We start from the raw sequence: 17827 nt of genomic DNA, 5'->3' as shown, positions 1-17827 counted from the left end.
GCCGTGACAGACCCGATCATCCAGACCCCTGCCGGCGCCGTCCGCGGCGTCCGCGACCAGTACGGCGAGCGCTACCGCGCCATCCCGTACGCCGCGGCTCCCGTCGGCGCGGCCCGCTTCGCACCACCCACGCCGTACCAGGTCTGGGACGGCGTCCGCGACGCGACCCAACCCTCGCCCACCGCGCCGCAGCCGGCCCGCGACTTCGGCCGGCTCGACATGACCCCGTACTTCGGACCCGGCTGGGTGCGCGGCGACGAGTACCTGACCGTCGACGTCCGTACGCCGGCCGCCGGCGGCACACCGCGACCGGTGATGGTCTTCGTGCACGGCGGCGGCTTCGTCACGGGCTCGACCCAGGCCCCCCTGTACGACGGCCGGGCGTTCGCCCGCGACGGCGTCGTGCTCGTGACGCTGAACTACCGCGTCGGCATCCCCGGCTTCCTCGACCTGGAAGGCGCCCCCGCCAACCGCGGCCTGCTCGACGTCATCGCTGCCCTGCAGTGGGTCCGCGACTCCATTGGCGCGTTCGGCGGCGACCCCGCGAACGTGACGGTGTTCGGCCAGTCCGCCGGAGCCACCTTGGTCGGGGCCCTGCTCGCGACGCCGGAGGCCAAGGGCCTCTTCCAGCGCGCGATCGTCCAGAGCGGCAGCGGGACCGGCGCCTTCACCCCCGAGCAGGCGAACCGTGTCACCCAGGCGGCCGCCGAAGCGCTCGGTCTGGAGCCGACGGCCGCCGCGTTCGCCGAGATTTCCGACGAGCGTTTCCTCGAGATCCTCCCGAAGCTCGCGGGCCTGGACCTGCGGACCGAGACCGCCGACGACCCGCTGGCCGGGCTCAGCCCGTTCAGCGTCGTACTGGCTGAGCAGCCCGCCGACTCGCTGGCCAACGGCCCGGCTGCCGACGTGGACCTCCTGATCGGGACCAACCTCGAGGAGGGAAACCTGTACCTCGTCCCGCAGGGCAACCTCGACAAGGTCCGCTCCGCCACGCTCGGTGAAACGCTGTTCGGTGCCGGGACCGCGCGACTGACCGAGGCGCATCGCCGGCTCTCGGCCGGCCGCACTCATGCCTACCGCTTCGGCTACCGCTCGACCGCTCTGGGCGGGAAGCTCGGAGCCACCCACACCGTCGAGCTCCCGTTCGTCTTCGACCTCGCCGACGAGCCTTGGCTGCACGGACCCACCGGCCTGCTCGGCCCCGACGAACCACCGGCCGGGCTCGCCACCCGCATGCACCAGGCATGGATCGCGTTTGCCCGGACCGGCGATCCCGGCTGGGCGACGGGCAGCGTGCAGCTGTTCGACTGAAGGCGCAACTTCTCGGCCTTCCCGTGCATCGAGGTGGGCAAGGGGAGGGGTCGGGATGAAAGCACGCTGGTCGGCCGGGGTGGTTCTGGTACTGGGGGCGGTACCGATCTCGGCGGGCGCGGCGGGAGTACAGGATCTGGACCGTGTCCTGTTCGACCGCCCGTACGTCGAGGTCCTGGGGGCCTCGCCGGCCGGCGTGCTGTACAAGGTGTCCCGCGACGACAACCAGTCGCTGGTCCACGTGTCGACCTGGGTGAAGCCGGCCGGCGGCACGCTGCGCTGGTGGACCGGCCCGACCCACGCGATCACGGGGACGGTAAAGATCGTCTGACCGCGACGACGAGGAACGCGATCACCGCAAGCCGGACCGCGATCGCGATCAGGCCGCCTTCCGGCCCGTACGCGCCGCCGGCGAGCCAGGTCGGGCCGTCGGTGTCCAGCTGCAGGATGCTGTCCGAGCCGATGCTCGTGCCGCTGACGGTGAATCCGAGCACCGGGCCCTGGACGAAGTTCCACGCCGTGCGCAGGCCGACCGACAGCCAGATCCGCCCGGTCCGCAGGTAGGCGACGCCGTACATGACGCCGGCCAGGAACGCGCTCAGGAAGGTCAGCGGGTTCGCGCCCTCGGCTAGCGTGTACGGGAGTGCGACCAGGAGGGCCGTGATGCCTGTGGCCAGCCAGGCGCGACCGGTCAGCTCGAGCAGTCCGGCCAGCAGCAGTCCTCGGAAGATCAGTTCTTCGACAGTGCCCAGGATCGCCAGGTAGACGAGCAGTACGAGGATCTCGCCGACCGCGCCGGAGGCTCCCGTCACCCTAGCGAGCCCGGCGGCGACCTCGATCGCGAAGATCGCCACGATCGCGACCGTGCCGATCAGGAGACCGAGCCCGGCCTCCCGCCCGCGCCACGCGATGGCCGGCCGCACTCGCCCCGCGCGCCACGCGAAGATGCCGAGCACCAGCCCGATCGGGAACAACGCGTAGTTCGCCAGATCCTGGCCGTTCATGCCGACACCTGCCCAAGGATCCGGCCGAGCTCACCGTGCTTGAGCATGACGCCGAGATGACTCGTCCGGATCTCCCGTACGGCGAACCGGTGCCGCGGCGCTCGCCGATCGGCCTCCGCGATCATCCGGTCCTGCAGCGCCGGCGTCACCAGCCGGTCAGCGGTGAGCCGAACGTACGTCCGCGGGATCCGGCCCCAGGTCGTCGGGTCGATCCGGGCGTCGGCAAGGCTGACGCCGATCGTCTCGTCCGGCTGGGTCGCCGCGTTCAGGACGGCCAGGAACCGGTCCGCCGGCACGTCGGCCAGGACCGCCGCCTTCAGGGCCCGCAGGAACGCGGGATCGCCGCTCCTGAAGTTCGTCCTGGAGACACCGGACGGAACCATGCTCTGGTCAACGGTCGCGGGGACGGCCGGTGCTGCACCGCTCCGGCCTTCGGCCGTCCCGAGATAGTCGAGCGGACTCTTCAGCTCGACGCAGCAGAAGGCGGAGACGTACACCAGGTGGTCCACGAGATCGGGCACCGCGCAGGCCGCCCGGGTGATCGAGCTGCCTCCCAGGCTGTGCCCGACCAGGACGACAGGACCGTGGCGCGCCACCTGCCGGATGAGCTCGACGACGTGCTCGACGTGGTCCTCGAGCGTCAGCGCCGCCGTGCTGGAAGGAGCGCGGGCGAAGGCATCCGCGTCCTGAGGTGCCTGGTACGCCGGTGCCAGGGTTGACCGGATGCCGTGCCCCGGCAGCTCGACCGGGAGCGACCGGTGACCGCGCTCGGCCAGTTCACGGACCAGCGGCGCCCAGAATCCGGTGGTCGACATCGATCCGTGAACCAGGACGAACGTCGGTCGCCGTCGCCCGGCCCAGGCGGGTCGTGCGGCAACGGTCAGCCCGGCACCGCCGAGCAGGCCGCGGAGCAGGGTGCGTCGTGAGCTGCGCATGGGGTCCGTCCCTTCGAGTCGACCGCTTGGTCTAATCTTAGACCATCGGGTCTAACAGCGGTGGATTGGTAGGTTCGGCGGATGGTGAAGGAGGGCGGGCGGCCCAGGTCGTTCACGGAGGCCGGACGGCGGCGGCAGTTCGTGGGCTGCGCGATCGAGGTGCTGGCCGACAGTGGTTTCGCGGCGACCACGATCCAGGCGGTGGCCGACCGGGCGGAGATCACCAAGAGCGTCGTGCTTTACCACTTCCGGTCCAAGGCCGAACTGCTGGAGGCGGTCGTCGAGCAGGTGTACGGCGAGGCGGGGCCGGTCGTCGCGGCGGCGCTCGACGAGGCGTCGGGGCCGCGGGAACGGCTCCGGGTGTACGTCGCCGCTTGTGTCCGATACGCCTGGACGCACCGGACCGAACTGCGGGCGGTCTCGGAGGTGTTCGCGAACCTTCGGCGCCCCGACGGCACACCCCGGTACGGCGTCGCGGAGAACGCGCCGATGCTCGACTTCGTCGAGAGCCTGCTGCGCGACGGTCAGGAAGCGGGGGAGTTCCGGGCCTTCGCGGCCCGACCGATGGCGATCACGGTGCGGGCCGCCGTCGACGCGTTGCCGGCCGCGTTCGACGCTGATCCGGAGCTGGACGGTGAGATCTACGCCGACGAACTGGCGACCTTGTTCGACCGAGCGGCCACCGCGTAGTCTCCAGTCGTAACGAATAATCCAAACTAGGTTGATCTGTATCAATCGCTACCCACAGGGAAGACCAGTCGGGTTCGTGGTCCCAGGCCCGCTCGTGGCAGCATGCTGTGTCATAGAGCAAGACGCGAACGAGTCGCGACCGAGCCCCGATCGGGCCGGACCGCGCTCCCGCAGCCACGTACCGGCGTACCCACCCCAGTCGATCGAGGAGCAGCGCAGCATGGATGCCGTCACCGCCGTCCCCACCCCCGCCAACGAAACGGTCCGGGGCTACGCGCCGGGTTCGCCCGAGCGGGGCAGCCTGGAGGCGAAGCTCAAGGAGTTCAACGCCGCCGGTGCGATCGACCTGACCTGCACGATCGGCGGGGAGCAGCGGCTCGGCGGCGGCGCGCGGATCGACGTCGTCCAGCCGCACAAGCACGCCCACGTGCTCGGCACACTCGGCAACGCGACGCAGGCCGACGGCCAGGCGGCCGTCGACGCGGCGCTCGCGGCGGCGCCGTCGTGGCGCGCGCTGTCCTTCGACGACCGGGCCGCGATCTTCCTCAAGGCCGCCGACCTGCTGGCCGGCCCGTGGCGCGACACCCTGAACGCGGCCACCATGCTCGGTCAGTCCAAGACCGTGCAGCAGGCCGAGATCGACGCCGCCTGCGAGCTGATCGACTTCCTGCGCTTCAACGTCTCCTTCGCCCGGCAGATCATCAGCGACCAGCCGATCTCCTCGCCCGGCGTCTGGAACCGCACCGACTACCGGCCGCTCGAGGGTTTCGTCTACGCGATCACCCCGTTCAACTTCACCGCGATCGCCGGCAACCTGCCGACCGCGCCCGCGCTGATGGGCAACACCGTGGTCTGGAAGCCGTCGCCGACCCAGCAGTTCGCGGCGCACTGGACGATGCGGCTGTTCGAGGCCGCCGGGCTCCCCGCCGGCGTCATCAACCTGGTCACCGGTGACGGCCTCGAGGTGAGCCAGGCCGCGCTGACCCACCCGGACCTGGCCGGCATCCACTTCACCGGCTCGACCAAGACGTTCCACTCGCTGTGGGGCACGGTCGGGACCAACATCTCGTCGTACAAGACCTACCCGCGGCTGGTCGGCGAGACCGGCGGCAAGGACTTCATCCTCGCGCACCCGTCGGCCGACCCGGGCGTGCTGAAGACCGCGATGGTCCGCGGCGCCTTCGAGTACCAGGGCCAGAAATGCTCCGCGGCTTCGCGCTCGTACGTCGCTCGCTCGGTCTGGAACCAGATCCGTGACGACATCGCGGCCGAGACCGACTCGCTGACGATGGGCGACGTGACCGACCTGTCGAACTTCATCGGCGCCGTGATCGACGACCGCGCGTTCGCCAAGCACAAGGCGGCGCTGGACCGGGCCCAGGCCAGCGACTCGATCGAGGTCCTTGCCGGGGGCACCTACGACGACAGCCAGGGCTACTTCGTCCGCCCGACGCTGCTGGTCTCCGACGACCCGACCGACGAGATCTTCACCACCGAGTACTTCGGCCCGATCCTCGGCGTGCACGTCTACGAGGACGGCGACTACGAGACCGTGCTGAAGCAGATGGAGAGCGCGGCGCCGTACGGGCTGACCGGCGCGGTCATCGCGCAGGACCGGCACGCGGTCGCCACCGCGGCGGAGTACCTGCGCTTCGCGGCCGGCAACTTCTACGTCAACGACAAGCCGACCGGCGCGGTCGTCGGCCAGCAGCCGTTCGGTGGCGCTCGCGCGAGCGGCACGAACGACAAGGCCGGCTCGATGTGGAACCTGATCCGCTGGGCGAGCCCGCGGTCGATCAAGGAGACCTTCGCCGCGCCGACCGACTACCGGTACCCGCACCAGGGCTGACCCCCGGTCAGGTGGTGCCCGGGACTCAGGCCGTCTCGGGCACCACTTCCTCCGGCCGCGACCTCGCGACCACCAGGTGCAGCGTCAACGTCATCGCCAGGATGACCGCGGCCACCGCCAGCAGCCCGTACGTCGGTACGGCGGCCAGCGTCACGCCGCCGAGCCCGCCTCCGAGCGCGCAGCCCAGCGAGATGGCGCTGCCGTTCAAGGCCATCACAATCGCCGCGGAGTCCGGCGCGAGTGCGCCGAGCCGCGCCTGCTGAGGAACGCCCGCTCCGCCGTTTCCGATGCCTGCGGCAAAGAACCAGACCAGGCCGAGGACCGCCACCACGCCGAGCGGGGCGAACGCGAACGTGACCAGGCCCAGGATCCCGTTCAGGAGCAGGCCGATCAGGACGACGGTCAGCACCCGCAGCGCGGTGAAGCGATCCACCAGCCGGCCGGTCACCGCGTTGCCGAGCATGCTCGCGACGCCGTACCCGAACATGATCACGATGATCACCCAGCCGCCGGAGTACGCCGGAGCCAGGATGATGGTCGCGTACGTGAAGCACGTGTAGCTGCTGCAGAGGATGCCGGTCGTGACGAGCAGCCCGGCCAGTAGCCGTGGCTGACGCAGCGGGCGCAACCGCTCGGCCAGCGTTCCCGAAGGCAGATGCAGCTGGGGGAGCCGAAGCAGGATGCCGACCAGCGCGATGGTGCCGACGATCGAGACCAGGATCAGCGGGAAGCGCCAGCTCGACTGCCCGAGCGCCAGGCCGACCGGTACGCCGAGCGCGGTCGCGGTCATCCAGCCGCCGAGCACGAACGACAACGCCTTGCCCCGGTGCTGGACCGGCGTCAGCGCGATCACGTAACCGGTGACCGCGGCGTTGAGCAGACAACCGCCGAGCGCGGCCACGACGCGACCGCCGAGAGCGATCGGGTAGTTCGGGGCGAGTCCGACGATCAGGTTGCCGACGACGAAGACCGCCAGCGACAGGCCGATCGTGCCGCGCCGCTCCCACCGGCTCGTCACCGTGCCGAGCACCGGGCCCGCGAGCGCGGAGGTCAGCGCGAACACCGAGACGAGCTGCCCGGCGAGCGCTGCCTCGACGTGCAGGTCGTCGGCGATGGCAGGCAGCAGACCGGCCAGCACGTAGCCGTCGATCCCCGTCGAGAACGTCGCCACCGCGAGCCAGATCAACGGCCGGTACGACCACGCGGCGCTGGGTTCAGCGGCGGGCGGCGACGGCGTGGATTGCGCTTTCCTCACGGGGGTCCATCGAACCCTGTCCGGGCCGGACCGGCAACTCAGTTCCGCGCGATCAGGCCGCGCCGGACCGTGATGTAGAACGACGTGAGGTCGTCGATCAGGTCCTCGAGCTGCAGCTTGTCGCGCAGGTCGGCGTCGAGCAGCCAGTCGGAGATCAGGTCGAACAGGCCGCCGACCAGACCGATCGCGACCCCGTGACGGGTCCGGCGGTCGAGCTCGGACGGCGGGCCGTCGTACCGGTCCCAGAGCTGTTCGAGGAAGCCGGCCGCCCAGCGGCGGTTGGTCCGGCGCTGCCGCTCGACGGTCTCGGAGATCCCGCCGGCCTGGCCGAAGGTGACCCGGGCGACCCGCGGGTCGTCGACGAGCGCGTGCGCGAACGCCGAGAGCAGGCCGGGCGCGACCTCGCGCTCGCTGCCGCCGGCGTTGGTCGCGGCGAGGCTGATCATGGTTTCCTCGAGGCGCTCGGACGTGCGCTTCAGCAGCGCGACGTAGCAGGCCTCGCGGCTGTCGAAGACCTCGTAGAAGCTCTTCGTCCCGACGTACGCCGTGGTGCAGATCTGCTCGATCGACGTGTTCAGGTACCCCTGCGCGGCGAACAGGTTCAGGGCGGCGTCGAGCAGCTGCTCCCGCCGCTCGGCGCGGCGTTGCTCGGCGTCCAACCCTCTGATCACTCGCCCCATGCGCTGGACGTTACCCTGTGCGCCCGGACGGTAACCAGCGCGGATGTTTCTGAACACGAACTCTTGTCGGGAACCGGTGGACGTGCTCCACTGTCGGTCACGTTGTCGTCACGCCATGACACTGCCCCTCGGGAGCCGCGATGAAACCCCATCTCCTCCGACGCGCCGGCGCCGGCCTGCTGACCGCCGTACTGCTGGCCGTCGGCACCACCACGACGGCCGCCGCGGCACCGTCCTCAGGGTTCGACAACTGGGCCTGCAAACCGTCCGCCGCCCACCCGAACCCGCTGGTCCTGCTGCACGGTCTCGGCGGCAACGGGCCCGGCAACTACTCGTTCCTCGGCCCGTACCTCGCGGCCAAGGGCTACTGCGCCTTCACGCTCACCTACGGCCAGGCCACGCCCGCGATCCCGGTCGGCGGCACGGTCTCGATCGTGCAGTCGTCCGCGGAGATCGAGATGTTCGTGAACCGGGTGCTGAGCACGACCGGCGCCGCGAAGGTCGACCTCGTCGGGCACTCCGAGGGCGGGTTCCAGAGCCTCTACGGGCCGAAGGTCCGCGGGTACGCCGGCAAGGTCGGCAAGGTCGTCGCGCTGGCGCCGCCGACGCACGGTACGACGTTCGCCGGGCTGGTCAGCGTCGGCGACTACCTCGGGCTCCGGCCGCTGGTCGACCGGGTGCTGCGCGACTTCGGCTGCCCGGCCTGCGACGAGATCATCGTCGGGGGCTCCGAGGTGACGAGGCTGAACGCCGGCCCGATCGCCCAGCCGGGCGTCAAGTACACGGTGATCGCGTCGCGGTGGGACGCGCTGGTGACGCCGCACGAGACCTCGTTCGTCCGGGAGACCGGCGTGAAGAACCAGTTCGTCCAGGACACCTGCCCGCTGGACCCGGTCGGGCACGTCGGCCTGGCCTTCGACCCGACCGTCGCGCAGCTCGTGGCCAACGCGCTGGATCCTGCCCGGGCCCGCCCGGTCCTGTGTGGTTTCGGCCCGCCGCTGTAGCCCGTTGCGTCCGAAGAACCGCCATGCGTCCGAAGAAGCCGAGGCTATAGCGCTCGGTCCTTCGGACGCATCGAGTTTCTTCGGACGTACGGGAGCGGATGTCGACAGCAGGGGAGCCGACATCCGCTCCCGGTTCTGGGGGCCGCCAGGTCGCCCCGGCCGCCGCCCCGGGCCGGGGCAACCGACCGTTGCGGCGTACGAGCTGGTCAGGCAGTGTGTTCGAGGTGCTGCAGCGGTGGGCCGATCAGCAGGGCCGAGCCGCAGCTGACGCAGATCCACTCGCCGGCCGGGTCGTCGACGGGGTGGTCCCCGGCCTCGACCCGCTCGAAGAGCACCGTCGCCTCGCAGAACACGCAGTACTGCGCGTCCTCGCCGGCCGACGGTGCGGTAGTCCTTCGCTTGGTACGCACGACAGGCTCACCTCCGGTGACAGTCCGCTTCCAGAGTGCCACCGGAGCCGGCGCCCGCCGGGTAACGACACGGGTCAGTTGGTGCCGTCGTGCCAGGCGCGGCCGAGTTCGTGCTCCTTGGCCAGCCCCTTCCGGATCGCCTCGACGACGAACGGCTCGATCTTCTTGCCGATCAGCGGAACCGCGACCTTCACGTCCAGCGTGATCGCCTGCACGGTCTTGCCACCCTCGGACCGGATCGTCGCGTTGCCCTTCAGCGTCACCGGCGTCCCGGCGATCTCGCCGCGCACGTCGGCGTCCCGCGACCCGTCCGGCTTCGCCGCGTGCCAGGTCTCGGTCTGCACCACGGTCAGCGTCTCGCCGACGAACTTGCGCGCGATGTCCGGTACGTCGTCCGCCGGCATCTTGCGCTCGACCCGCACCACGGTGTCGTCGCCGGTCGTGCTGACCTTGACGTCGTACGACAGCGCCTTGGTCTTCTCGCAGGCCTGCTCGCGAAAGGTGGCGTCGGTGACGATCGCGAAGACTTCCTCAGGGGTGGCGTCGTACGACGCGGACATCTTCAGCTCCATGCCGCACATCATGGCATTACCGGTCGGTCACCCGGCGGTCTGACAACCTGGGAGTCGCCCGTCTCGTATTCACCGGTGACAGACCGAGTGAGGGGACAACCGGATGGCTTCGCGGGACGACGAGTTCAGCGAGTACGTGGGGCAACGACGGACACAGCTGCGCCGGATCGCGTACCTGCTCTGTGGTGACGTGCACAAGGCCGAGGACCTGGTGCAGACCGCGCTGATGAAGCTGTACGTCGCCTGGCCGCGGGTGCAGCGGGCCGGGAACGTGGACGCCTACGTCCGGCGGATCCTGGTGAACTCCGGGATCGACGAGAGCCGGCGGCCGTGGCGCCGGGAGGCCCCTGGGCTGGACGGGCTGGACGAGGTGCCGGTGCCGCCGGACCCGGTCGAGGACCGCAGCGCCGTCCTGGCCGCACTGGCGACCCTGCCGCTCGGGCAGCGCCGGGTCGTCGTACTCCGGCACTTTCTCGGGATGTCGATCGACGAGACCGCCGCGGACCTGCACTGCAGTCCGGGAACGGTCAAGAGCCAGAACGCCAGGGCGCTCGCCCGGCTGACCGAGTTGCTGACTCCCCAGTTCGGGACGGTAGGAGGGCAGGACCGATGATCGACGAGAAGGAGCTGGGCCACCAGCTCACCGAGGCCGCCGCGTGGCAGGACGACCTGTTGCCGCGTGCGATGGATGACGACCTGCTGGCCGGGCAGCGCCGCCTGCGTCGCCGGCGTGCCCTGGCCGGACTCGGTGGCGTGGGGGTGACCGCGCTGGTCGGTGCGATCACGGTGGGGATGGCCGGGTGGCTGAGCCCGAACGCGGGCCCGGTGACCGGCGACCTGCCGGCGGCGAAGACCACAACGACCACCGCGACGTCGACGGCAACGCCCCCCCAGGCGATCACCTCGGCCGGCATCGCCGCCGCTCGGCAGGCGCAGGACCGGGCGTTCGACCGCGCGCTGCGCGGCGCCCTCGAGCAGCATCTCGATCCGGCCCGGAAGCATCTCGACTACACCAGCAACGGTGGCGCGACGCTCTACCACGATCAGGGACTGCGGCGCGGCAGTCTCCGGGGTGGCTGGAAGATCGCGGGGCAGGAGGGTGTGGGTTACGCCAGCATCGCGGTCGCGGCGTCGATGGCGTCGGTCAGTCACCGGTGCGGGTCGCTCGCCTTCACCCCGCGGCTGATCTGCCGCACGGTCACCCTGCCGAACGGCCGTCCCGCGTTGCTCGGGCGCCGGGGTGACTCCGTGGAGCTCACCTACGTGAAGCCGAACGGAGAGTACGTCTCGGCGTCGGTGAACCCGCTGTTCGGCAACAACTCCAGCACGCCCGTGCACGACATGGGCATCACCGACGCGAAGCTCTTCGCGCTGGTCACCGACCCTCGTGTCACACTGCCACCGAGGTCGGAGGAGGAGCGGATCGTCGAGCAGGAGCTCGGCACGTTCAAGCCGGGTGCGGCCGAGGTTCACGCCGCCGCGGTCCGGGTGCTCACCGGGGGCACGACTAAGCAGGAGTACAGCAGCACCGTGCCGGCGCAGTTCGGCCTGACCGAGACCTGGCAGTCGGGTGCCGCCCGGCAGACCGTCCTGATCAGCGTCGACTCGGCGTACTTCGTGAGCAAGTGCTCCGACCAGCTCGGCGGCCTGACGTGCACCGAGACGACAACGCCCGACGGGCGCAAGGTCTGGTACGCGGAGGGCGTGCCGCCGAAGGGGAGAGGCAAGCAGAAGTACATGCTCGCCGCCGCCTACCTGCAGCCCGACGGGAACCTCGCCTCGGTGGTGATCCAGAACCCCGGCCGGCAGCGGCAGCCCGGCGGGATCACCAAGGCGCAGGTGATCGCCCTGGTCACTGATTCAGCGTTGGACAAGTAACACGACTGTGACGCATCGTGACCGCAATATAATGTCTATACAACGATGAAAGTTCGTAAGTTTCCTACCAAGGACGTTCACCTCGAGGTAGGAGTTCGCGATGCGTGTTCGCACGATGCTGGGGATCACGGCGGCGACGGCCGGTCTGCTGGCGCCCGGGATGGTTGCCCTGGGCGCCGAAGCGGCACCGGCCGCCGCGGCGAAGAAGTGCAACACCAAGGAGATCAACTGGTTCGTGCGCGGCGGCCACGAGGTCTACATCGGCACCAACCTCTACAGCGACTGGATGGAAGGCCCGGGCCGGATCACGTACCAGAAGACCGCGACGTCGGAATCCAACTCGTCGGTCAGCGGCACCCTCGGCGTCGGCATCGACGCGGTGATCGCCGAGATCAGGTCCGAGTACTCCAAGACCGTCGGCAAGTCCCACTCGGTCTCCGACAGTTGGTCCTACACCGCCGAGGTCCCCAAGAACAAGGTCCGCCGCCTCCACCAGCTCAAGCAGTCCTGGCGCGTCCAGGTCGTCCGCTGGCGCTACACCACCACCGACTGCAAGAAGACCACCGACGTCAGCAACAAGACCGCCACCTTCCCGGTCAAGAACCACGACTACATGTGGGTCCTGGTCGGCAAGGCCTAGGACAGCCCTGGTGCGGTCCCGGCGGTGATCAGGCCGTCGGGGCCGACCGACGGATCGGTGATGATGGGGTTTCCCCAGACCAGGGCCTCGTAGTACGTCGTGTTGGGGATCGCCATGCAGAGGTGCTGGTTGGGGACGCCCATGCCGTGGACCTCGGCGCGGAGGGCGAAGCTCTCGGCGAGGTGGGCGATCCTCAACGCTCCGGTAATACCACCCTTGAGGGCGGCCGACGTACGGACGTACGTCGCGCAGCCGGACTGGATGAAGTCGGCGGTGTTGAAGTGGGCGCCGTCGCTGGTTTCGCCCACCAGCAAAGGGATGTCGACGCGTTCGGACAACCACTGGTGGCTGGTCAGGTTGAACTCGCGCATCGGTTCCTCGTACCAGCGGAAGCCGAGGTCGCCGAGCACGCGGCCGAGGCGGACCGCGTCGGGCAGGTCGAAGCCGGCGGAGCCGTCGTACATGAGTTCGACGTCGTCGCCGACGTGCTCGCGAAGTTTCGTGGCGAGCTGAGCGTCACGCCGTACGTCGCCCCAGGCGTGCAGCTTGATCGCGGTGAAGCCGCGGTCCAGGCACTGGTCGGCGATGTCGAGGTACTCCTCGACCGACGAGTACGTCACTGTCGACGCGTACGCCGGAAGGCTGGTCCGGTAGGTCCCGATCAGCGCGTGCACAGGCAGTCCGGCGACCTGCCCGGCGATGTCCCACAGCGCGATGTCGACCAGCCCGAGGAAGTACAGCGGGAACTCCTCGATCCGGTCCAGCTCCCAGATCCGGTGCCACAACCACTCGCGGTGCAAGGAGTCCTGGCCGATCAGCTCGTCGCGCACCCGCCGCTCGACCAGGTCGGCGGCGATCACCCCGCGCGGCGTCGGCGCACGCCCGACGACGCCGTCGGACGTCGTGATCGTCAGTACGCCGCCCTGCAGCGCCGGCTCGGACCCGGGCAGCCCGTCGCGCCAGCGGAACGGAAAAGCCGCCGGGATCTCGACCAGCTCGACCTCGACGCGTTCGATCCTGCTCACCGCACTCCGCCCTTCAGCCGGTCCCGGATCCGCAGCTCGAACTGCGCCTGCGTCGTGTCGATGTGCTGCACCATCGCCGTCGCCGCCTTGTCGCCGTCACCCGCCGCGATCGCGGAAGCGATCTGCACGTGCTGCTCGGCCGCGACCTCCAGCGACCCGGGCAGGGCGCCGGCGAACAGCAGCCGGTCCGACTGCTCCTTGAAGTCCCGCAGCGACGTCACCGCGGCGCGCAGGAAAACGTTGCCGGAGGCCTCGGCCACCGCGTCGTGAAACTCCCGGTCGTGCAGCCGGAACGCCTCCGCGTCCCCGGCCGCCGCGACCGACGCCTCGGCCGCCGTACGGATCGCGTGCACCAGCGCGGGCCGCGCCTGCAACGCGGCCAGCCGCGCGGACGCGGACTCGATCAGCCGGCGGTGATCGAACAACATCGCCACATGCGCGAGATCGGTCGGCTGGAAGTACGAGACCTGGTTGTCGGCGTCCTGGTTCGACGGCACGGACACGTAGATCCCCGCGCCCTTCCGTACGGCGAGCCGACCGACCGCCGCGAGCACCTTGATCGCCTCGCGCGTCACCGACCGCCCGGTGCCGAGGATCTCGGCCAGGCCCTTCTCGGTGGGCAGCCGGTCACCCGGCTGCAGACCCTGCTCGGCGATGTAGGCCAGCAACCGCTCGGCGACCGTCTCGTAGCCCGGCCGGTAGGTGTCGTTCATCAGGAACCACCATAGATGCGCAGCTCGTAGATGCTGCCGCCGTTGCCGCTCGACCCCGTGACGGTCAGCCGCAGGTACCGCGCGCGCACCACCCCCGGCGCCGACGCGTAGTTGTCCGGCTGCGTCGTCGCCTCGCGGGTGTGGTCCTCGAAGAGCGTCCAGTCGTCGCCATCCGGCGACACCTCCAGCTTGTACTGGTATCCGCGCGGCAGCTCGAAGGTCGTGACCGCCCCGCTCACGTCGTACAGCGCCCCGAGGTCGACCTGGATCCACGACGGATCCGGCAGTCCGAGCCCCTGCGCCCACCGCGTCGACAGCTTCCCGTCGACGGCCAGCGCCGGCACGTTCGGCTCCGAGTACGACGACACCGTGACCTGCTTGCCCAGCGCAAGGTTCACCGCCGCCGGCATCGTCACGCCGACGCTGACACTCCGCCCGGACTCGTTGCCCGCAGCATCTCGCGCCGACACGCTGAAGGTGTACCGGCGCCCAGTCTGCAGCCCCGTGACCCGGGCACTCAGCCCATCCGAAGCGCTGACCGGCCGACCGTCCAGGAACACCGTGTAGCCGGTGACTCCGACCGCGTCGGTCGCCGACGGCCAGCTCACGTCGGCGACCATCGGAAAGCTGGTCGTCACCGTCGGCTTCCCCGGCTTCGTCGGCGCAACGCGATCGCCCGGCACAGGCTGCGGATCAAGATGCTGGTACGCCGGTTCGAGCCCCGCGGTGTTCACGATCGACGCCGGCAGCTGCTCGCACCCCGGCACCACCGTGTTGTCGGCGATCGTCGAGTCGACCGTCCCGGCCTGGGCCAGGAACACCGGCGTGCTGGTGAAGTTGCGCCGGGCATCGATCCCGAGCGCGTGGTTCAGGAAGATCCACCGCTCCGCGACCTCGCACAGCGCGTTGCCGGTGGTCGTGAACCCCTTGCTGCCCTCGTCGTGGTAGATCGCGCCGTACGCCGGTCCAGGTGTCTTCCGGATGTAGTTGCCCGACACCACGCTCCCAGGCTGCGCGCCGAGCGTGTAGATCCCGCCGCCGTCGGCCTGGTTCTTCATGATGTCGCTGATCGCGTTGTCCCGGACCACGTTGTTCTTCGCGGTCGTCGGGGTCGGGGAGACCGGGATCCCGGCATTGCCGGGGTAGGCCGGGTTGCCGCCCTGGTCGGTCAGTCCCCAGCCCCAGCCGATCGAGATCCCCGAGTACGGCAGGTCGCGGATCTCGTTGTGCTCGATCACCGTGTGCTCGGTGTACCCGGCCAGGATCGCCAGCGATCCGCTGTAGTCGGCCGCGGCCTTGGTGATCAGGTTGTTGCTGACCAGCGTGTCCTTGGTGATCGCCCGTACGTCGTCCGGGTGGTGGTCGACGACGTCGGTCCCGCCGACCTGGATCCCCGTCGCGGCGACGTCCCGCACGATGTTGCCGCGGACAACGGTGCCTTGCGCGCCGGTGTTCAGGTTGAGGCCGACGGCACCGAGGTGCGTGAACGTGCTGTTGGTGAAGGCAACGTCGCGGCTGTAGCCGACGTTCACCGCGCCGGGCGTCTTCTGCCAGTGCGGCCGGGTCTCGTCGAAGTCCGGGTGGCCGGTGCCGACGATCCGGAAGCCGGCCTGCCCCTCGACGACGCCGTCGTCGCTGCTTGGCGCCAGCCAGGTCGAGTACGCGAACGTGATGCCGTCGAAGCGGACGTCGCGGACGGGATCGGTCAGCGTGCCGGTGACGTTCACCAGGTCCTGCACCAGCGGCACGGTCGCGGTCCGGAGGTCCTGCCCGGGCTTGGGGGAGTAGAAGAGGTCCCCGGACGGCTTGTCCAGGTACCACTCACCCGGCGAGTCGAGCAGCTCGTACGCGTTCTCGATCCAGGTCGGGTTCTGGATCTCGTAGCCCTGGTGCAGGTTCGCGTTGGCGAAGCACGGCTGCTGCATCGTCACCGTCGTACCGGACGCGGACTGGACCGGGCAGCGGTAGTGCATCCAGCCCCAGCGGCTGTTCACCTCGAGGTCGCCCTGGTTCTTCCAGCCGACCATGCTCTGCGTGGTGTCGGTGTAGCCGGTCGAGGTCTTGCTGAAGCCGGGCGGGTTCTCCGGGCCGCGGGCGCGCTGCTGGCGTTCGCCGTTCACGGAGAGCTGGCGGAAGTCGATCGCGCCGACGTGCGCCTTGTAGATGTTCTTCGCCGGGTCGGACAGCTGCCAGTCGGTGACCGTCCGGCCGCCGTTGATCGTCGCCTTCGTGCCGGGCAGCGCCTGGTAGACGACCTCGTGGCCGTTGCGGCCGGAGTCCGCGGCGGTCAGTCGAAAGGTGTCCGTCCGGCGGTGGTCGCCGGGCAGCAGCACGACCCGGATGTCCGAGCGCTGGTTGCGGGTGAGCTTGCGGACCTGGTCGCGGGCCTGCTCGAGCGTGCTGAACGGCCTGGTCAGTGTGCCGGAGCCGTGGCTGCCGCCGGTCGGCGCGACGTACAGGGTGGTCGTGATCGGCGTCGCGGCGGCCGGTCCCGCGAACCAGGGGAGCAGGAGGCCGGTGAGCGCGGTGAGGGCGCGCCAAGGCAGTCGGGGCATGAGTCAGGCCAATCGGTCGGGCGGCTGATCCGATTTTGAGGGGATGGTTCAGATCTATCGCCGCTCAGAGTGGCACATCGGCGCTGACGATGGGAATAGATCAGATCAATCCGAGTTGATCCAGGTCCAGGTCTCGGTCTCCGCCGTGACGCCGGCCTGCTCGCACCAGGCGGCGACCTTGCGGTGGTTCTCCTGCAGCGTGAGCCCGTCGCCGAGCTCGCCGGCGGCGACCAGCGCGTGGAAGCACGCGACGAACCGGTCGGCCGGCTCACCGGCGAAGGTCTCGCCGAGCAGTTCCTCGAAGAACGCGGTCAGCGGTTCGAGGGCGGCGTACTCGGCGTACACGGAGTAGATGTACTCGCGGCCCGGGTCCGAGCCGAGCGGAAGGTAGTCGTAGCTCTCGGCGAACGCGATCCCGCGTCCGGCCCGGCCGGCGTCGAGCGTCAGCCGCAGGCCGAACACGCAGTCGTTCCGGGTCCGTCGAACTTCCAGCAGCAGCTCCCGGCGATCCACCGGGCCAGCCTAGTTGCCGCGGCCAAGGACCTAGCCAGTGGTGTTCAGCAGGTCCAGCGCACTCTGCTGACGCGCCGCGTCGAGCTTGTCGATCGGCCCGTACCAGCGCAGGCCGTACTGGTCCATCGCCGTCCGATCACTCGCGAACGCGCGATCTGCCTGCTTCTCCAGGTACGCCGTGTACGGGTGATCCGGCAGCGCCGCGTTGAGCTTGCCCAGCCCACGCACGTGCGCTCCCTTGAACGACGGCCCGTCCCCACCGCAGTCGCCGGACTCGCACGGCTCGCGCAGGATCCCGTCGGCCGTGTGCAACCCCGGTGCCGTCGTCGCAGCATCGGCCAACTCGCGAGCGCGGGTCAGGTACGCGCCGTTCCCCACCGACAGCTCGGTCAGCGCACCGATCAGCACACCTTGGTTGTAGGACCATTCGGTCTGCCCGTTGTTCCGGCAGGTCGCGCTGTCGAGCCCGTCGTTCACCAGGTTCGCCCCGTTGATCATCCCGCTCTGCTGGAACCAGGCCCATCCCGCCTGCGCGCGTTCCAAGTACGACGTGTCGCCCGGGATCCGGTTGTGCAGTGCCGCGCTCAGCTGGATGTACAGCGAGTTGGTGATCGCGTTCTTGTAGGTCTTCGCCTGGCTCCACCAGACCCCGCCGCCGCACGTGCTGTCCCAGTGCGCCGCCATGTGATCGGCGTCCACCCGAGCGGTCTGCAGGTAGCGCGCCTCACCGGTCAGGTCGTACGCCGCGACCCACGCGAGCCCCCACCACCCGGTGTCGTCGATGTAGTCGTTC

At 69.9% G+C, this 17827-nt stretch carries 18 protein-coding genes and 1 pseudogene; 8 read left to right on the top strand and 11 right to left on the bottom strand.

Annotated features, from left to right (window positions below; genetic code table 11):
• The first annotated feature begins 3 nt into the window (after positions 1–3).
• Both ACLQ2O_RS39200 and ACLQ2O_RS39195 read left to right on the top strand, forming a co-directional pair.
• Positions 4–1311, top strand: coding sequence for a carboxylesterase/lipase family protein (locus tag ACLQ2O_RS39200; protein ID WP_425842560.1), 1308 nt, complete (start codon positions 4–6; stop codon positions 1309–1311).
• 55 nt (positions 1312–1366) lie between these two features.
• Positions 1367–1642 carry a hypothetical protein gene (locus ACLQ2O_RS39195; protein ID WP_425842559.1) on the top strand — a complete coding sequence of 92 codons (276 nt, stop codon included), beginning with the start codon at positions 1367–1369 and terminating at the stop codon, positions 1640–1642.
• Here ACLQ2O_RS39195 and ACLQ2O_RS39190 read toward each other — a convergent pair.
• Together ACLQ2O_RS39190 and ACLQ2O_RS39185 are read right to left on the bottom strand one after the other, a co-directional pair.
• Positions 1617–2315 carry a CPBP family intramembrane glutamic endopeptidase gene (locus ACLQ2O_RS39190; protein WP_425842558.1) on the bottom strand — a complete coding sequence of 233 codons (699 nt, stop codon included), beginning with the start codon at positions 2313–2315 and terminating at the stop codon, positions 1617–1619. The genes ACLQ2O_RS39195 and ACLQ2O_RS39190 overlap by 26 nt on opposite strands.
• Positions 2312–3250, bottom strand: coding sequence for an alpha/beta hydrolase (locus ACLQ2O_RS39185; protein WP_425842557.1), 939 nt, complete (start codon positions 3248–3250; stop codon positions 2312–2314). The genes ACLQ2O_RS39190 and ACLQ2O_RS39185 overlap by 4 nt, the downstream gene beginning before the upstream one ends.
• Positions 3251–3331: 81 nt before the next feature.
• Between ACLQ2O_RS39185 and ACLQ2O_RS39180 the strand changes: the two genes are divergently transcribed.
• Together ACLQ2O_RS39180 and pruA are read left to right on the top strand one after the other, a co-directional pair.
• Positions 3332–3940, top strand: a complete 609-nt coding sequence (locus ACLQ2O_RS39180) for a TetR/AcrR family transcriptional regulator (RefSeq protein WP_425842556.1) — start codon at positions 3332–3334, stop codon at positions 3938–3940.
• 220 nt (positions 3941–4160) lie between these two features.
• Entirely contained in the window at positions 4161–5789 is a 1629-nt protein-coding gene (gene pruA / locus ACLQ2O_RS39175; protein ID WP_425842555.1) for an L-glutamate gamma-semialdehyde dehydrogenase, read from the top strand.
• Between the two features lie 25 nt (positions 5790–5814).
• Here the strand turns inward: pruA and ACLQ2O_RS39170 are convergent, their stop codons facing one another.
• Positions 5815–7044, bottom strand: a complete 1230-nt coding sequence (locus tag ACLQ2O_RS39170; RefSeq protein WP_425842554.1) for an MFS transporter — start codon at positions 7042–7044, stop codon at positions 5815–5817.
• 38 nt (positions 7045–7082) lie between these two features.
• Positions 7083–7724 (bottom strand): TetR/AcrR family transcriptional regulator, encoded by a 642-nt coding sequence (locus ACLQ2O_RS39165; RefSeq protein WP_425842553.1) that lies wholly within the window; start codon positions 7722–7724, stop codon positions 7083–7085.
• 140 nt (positions 7725–7864) lie between these two features.
• Here ACLQ2O_RS39165 and ACLQ2O_RS39160 point away from each other — a divergent pair, with 140 nt between their 5' ends.
• Entirely contained in the window at positions 7865–8728 is an 864-nt protein-coding gene (locus ACLQ2O_RS39160) for an esterase/lipase family protein (RefSeq protein WP_425842552.1), read from the top strand.
• A 206-nt stretch (positions 8729–8934) separates the two neighbouring features.
• Here ACLQ2O_RS39160 and ACLQ2O_RS39155 read toward each other — a convergent pair whose 3' ends face one another.
• Together ACLQ2O_RS39155 and ACLQ2O_RS39150 are read right to left on the bottom strand one after the other, a co-directional pair.
• Complete coding sequence (locus ACLQ2O_RS39155) at positions 8935–9138, bottom strand: hypothetical protein (RefSeq protein WP_425842551.1); 204 nt, start codon at positions 9136–9138, stop codon at positions 8935–8937.
• A gap of 74 nt (positions 9139–9212) precedes the next feature.
• On the bottom strand, positions 9213–9710 hold the full coding sequence (locus tag ACLQ2O_RS39150) for a DUF2505 domain-containing protein (RefSeq protein ID WP_425842550.1): 498 nt from the start codon (positions 9708–9710) through the stop codon (positions 9213–9215).
• Positions 9711–9813: 103 nt separating this feature from the next.
• Here ACLQ2O_RS39150 and ACLQ2O_RS39145 point away from each other — a divergent pair, with 103 nt between their 5' ends.
• From ACLQ2O_RS39145 to ACLQ2O_RS39135, 3 genes are all read left to right on the top strand, one after another.
• Positions 9814–10323 (top strand): SigE family RNA polymerase sigma factor, encoded by a 510-nt coding sequence (locus tag ACLQ2O_RS39145; protein ID WP_425842549.1) that lies wholly within the window; start codon positions 9814–9816, stop codon positions 10321–10323.
• Complete coding sequence (locus ACLQ2O_RS39140; protein WP_425842548.1) at positions 10320–11588, top strand: hypothetical protein; 1269 nt, start codon at positions 10320–10322, stop codon at positions 11586–11588. The genes ACLQ2O_RS39145 and ACLQ2O_RS39140 overlap by 4 nt, the downstream gene beginning before the upstream one ends.
• A 100-nt stretch (positions 11589–11688) precedes the next feature.
• Entirely contained in the window at positions 11689–12228 is a 540-nt protein-coding gene (locus tag ACLQ2O_RS39135; protein WP_425842547.1) for a hypothetical protein, read from the top strand.
• Here the strand turns inward: ACLQ2O_RS39135 and ACLQ2O_RS39130 are convergent.
• The 5 genes and pseudogenes from ACLQ2O_RS39130 to ACLQ2O_RS39110 form a co-directional block, all read right to left on the bottom strand.
• Positions 12225–13253: an enolase C-terminal domain-like protein gene (locus ACLQ2O_RS39130; protein WP_425842546.1), complete on the bottom strand. Its 1029-nt coding sequence runs from the start codon at positions 13251–13253 to the stop codon at positions 12225–12227. The genes ACLQ2O_RS39135 and ACLQ2O_RS39130 overlap by 4 nt on opposite strands.
• Entirely contained in the window at positions 13250–13966 is a 717-nt protein-coding gene (locus ACLQ2O_RS39125) for a FadR/GntR family transcriptional regulator (protein WP_425842545.1), read from the bottom strand. Before ACLQ2O_RS39125 ends, ACLQ2O_RS39130 begins: the two co-directional genes overlap by 4 nt.
• Complete coding sequence (locus ACLQ2O_RS39120; RefSeq protein WP_425842544.1) at positions 13966–16521, bottom strand: discoidin domain-containing protein; 2556 nt, start codon at positions 16519–16521, stop codon at positions 13966–13968. The genes ACLQ2O_RS39125 and ACLQ2O_RS39120 overlap by 1 nt, the downstream gene beginning before the upstream one ends.
• Positions 16522–16626: 105 nt before the next feature.
• Positions 16627–17034 carry a hypothetical protein gene (locus ACLQ2O_RS39115; RefSeq protein WP_425842543.1) on the bottom strand — a complete coding sequence of 136 codons (408 nt, stop codon included), beginning with the start codon at positions 17032–17034 and terminating at the stop codon, positions 16627–16629.
• A 30-nt stretch (positions 17035–17064) separates the two neighbouring features.
• A pseudogene (locus ACLQ2O_RS39110) lies at positions 17065–17820 on the bottom strand (glycoside hydrolase family 76 protein); the annotation flags it as partial.
• Positions 17821–17827 lie beyond the last annotated feature (7 nt).

Origin of the sequence: Kribbella sp. DT2 (genome assembly GCF_049844575.1) — a bacterium.
Lineage (GTDB): Bacteria > Actinomycetota > Actinomycetes > Propionibacteriales > Kribbellaceae > Kribbella.
Note: the sequence above shows the minus strand (reverse complement) of the source record. Positions and strands in the feature narration are given on the sequence as shown.

Bases quoted from the DNA above. Each gene is read 5' to 3' on its own strand.
- ACLQ2O_RS39195 (WP_425842559.1), top strand. From the start codon at position 1,367: ATGAAAGCACGCTGGTCGGCCGGGGTGGTTCTGGTACTGGGGGCGGTA.
- ACLQ2O_RS39190 (WP_425842558.1), bottom strand. From the start codon at position 2,315: ATGAACGGCCAGGATCTGGCGAACTACGCGTTGTTCCCGATCGGGCTG.
- ACLQ2O_RS39185 (WP_425842557.1), bottom strand. From the start codon at position 3,250: ATGCGCAGCTCACGACGCACCCTGCTCCGCGGCCTGCTCGGCGGTGCC.
- ACLQ2O_RS39180 (WP_425842556.1), top strand. From the start codon at position 3,332: ATGGTGAAGGAGGGCGGGCGGCCCAGGTCGTTCACGGAGGCCGGACGG.
- pruA (WP_425842555.1), top strand. From the start codon at position 4,161: ATGGATGCCGTCACCGCCGTCCCCACCCCCGCCAACGAAACGGTCCGG.
- ACLQ2O_RS39165 (WP_425842553.1), bottom strand. From the start codon at position 7,724: ATGGGGCGAGTGATCAGAGGGTTGGACGCCGAGCAACGCCGCGCCGAG.
- ACLQ2O_RS39160 (WP_425842552.1), top strand. From the start codon at position 7,865: ATGAAACCCCATCTCCTCCGACGCGCCGGCGCCGGCCTGCTGACCGCC.
- ACLQ2O_RS39150 (WP_425842550.1), bottom strand. From the start codon at position 9,710: ATGGAGCTGAAGATGTCCGCGTCGTACGACGCCACCCCTGAGGAAGTC.
- ACLQ2O_RS39145 (WP_425842549.1), top strand. From the start codon at position 9,814: ATGGCTTCGCGGGACGACGAGTTCAGCGAGTACGTGGGGCAACGACGG.
- ACLQ2O_RS39140 (WP_425842548.1), top strand. From the start codon at position 10,320: ATGATCGACGAGAAGGAGCTGGGCCACCAGCTCACCGAGGCCGCCGCG.
- ACLQ2O_RS39135 (WP_425842547.1), top strand. From the start codon at position 11,689: ATGCGTGTTCGCACGATGCTGGGGATCACGGCGGCGACGGCCGGTCTG.
- ACLQ2O_RS39125 (WP_425842545.1), bottom strand. From the start codon at position 13,966: ATGAACGACACCTACCGGCCGGGCTACGAGACGGTCGCCGAGCGGTTG.
- ACLQ2O_RS39120 (WP_425842544.1), bottom strand. From the start codon at position 16,521: ATGCCCCGACTGCCTTGGCGCGCCCTCACCGCGCTCACCGGCCTCCTG.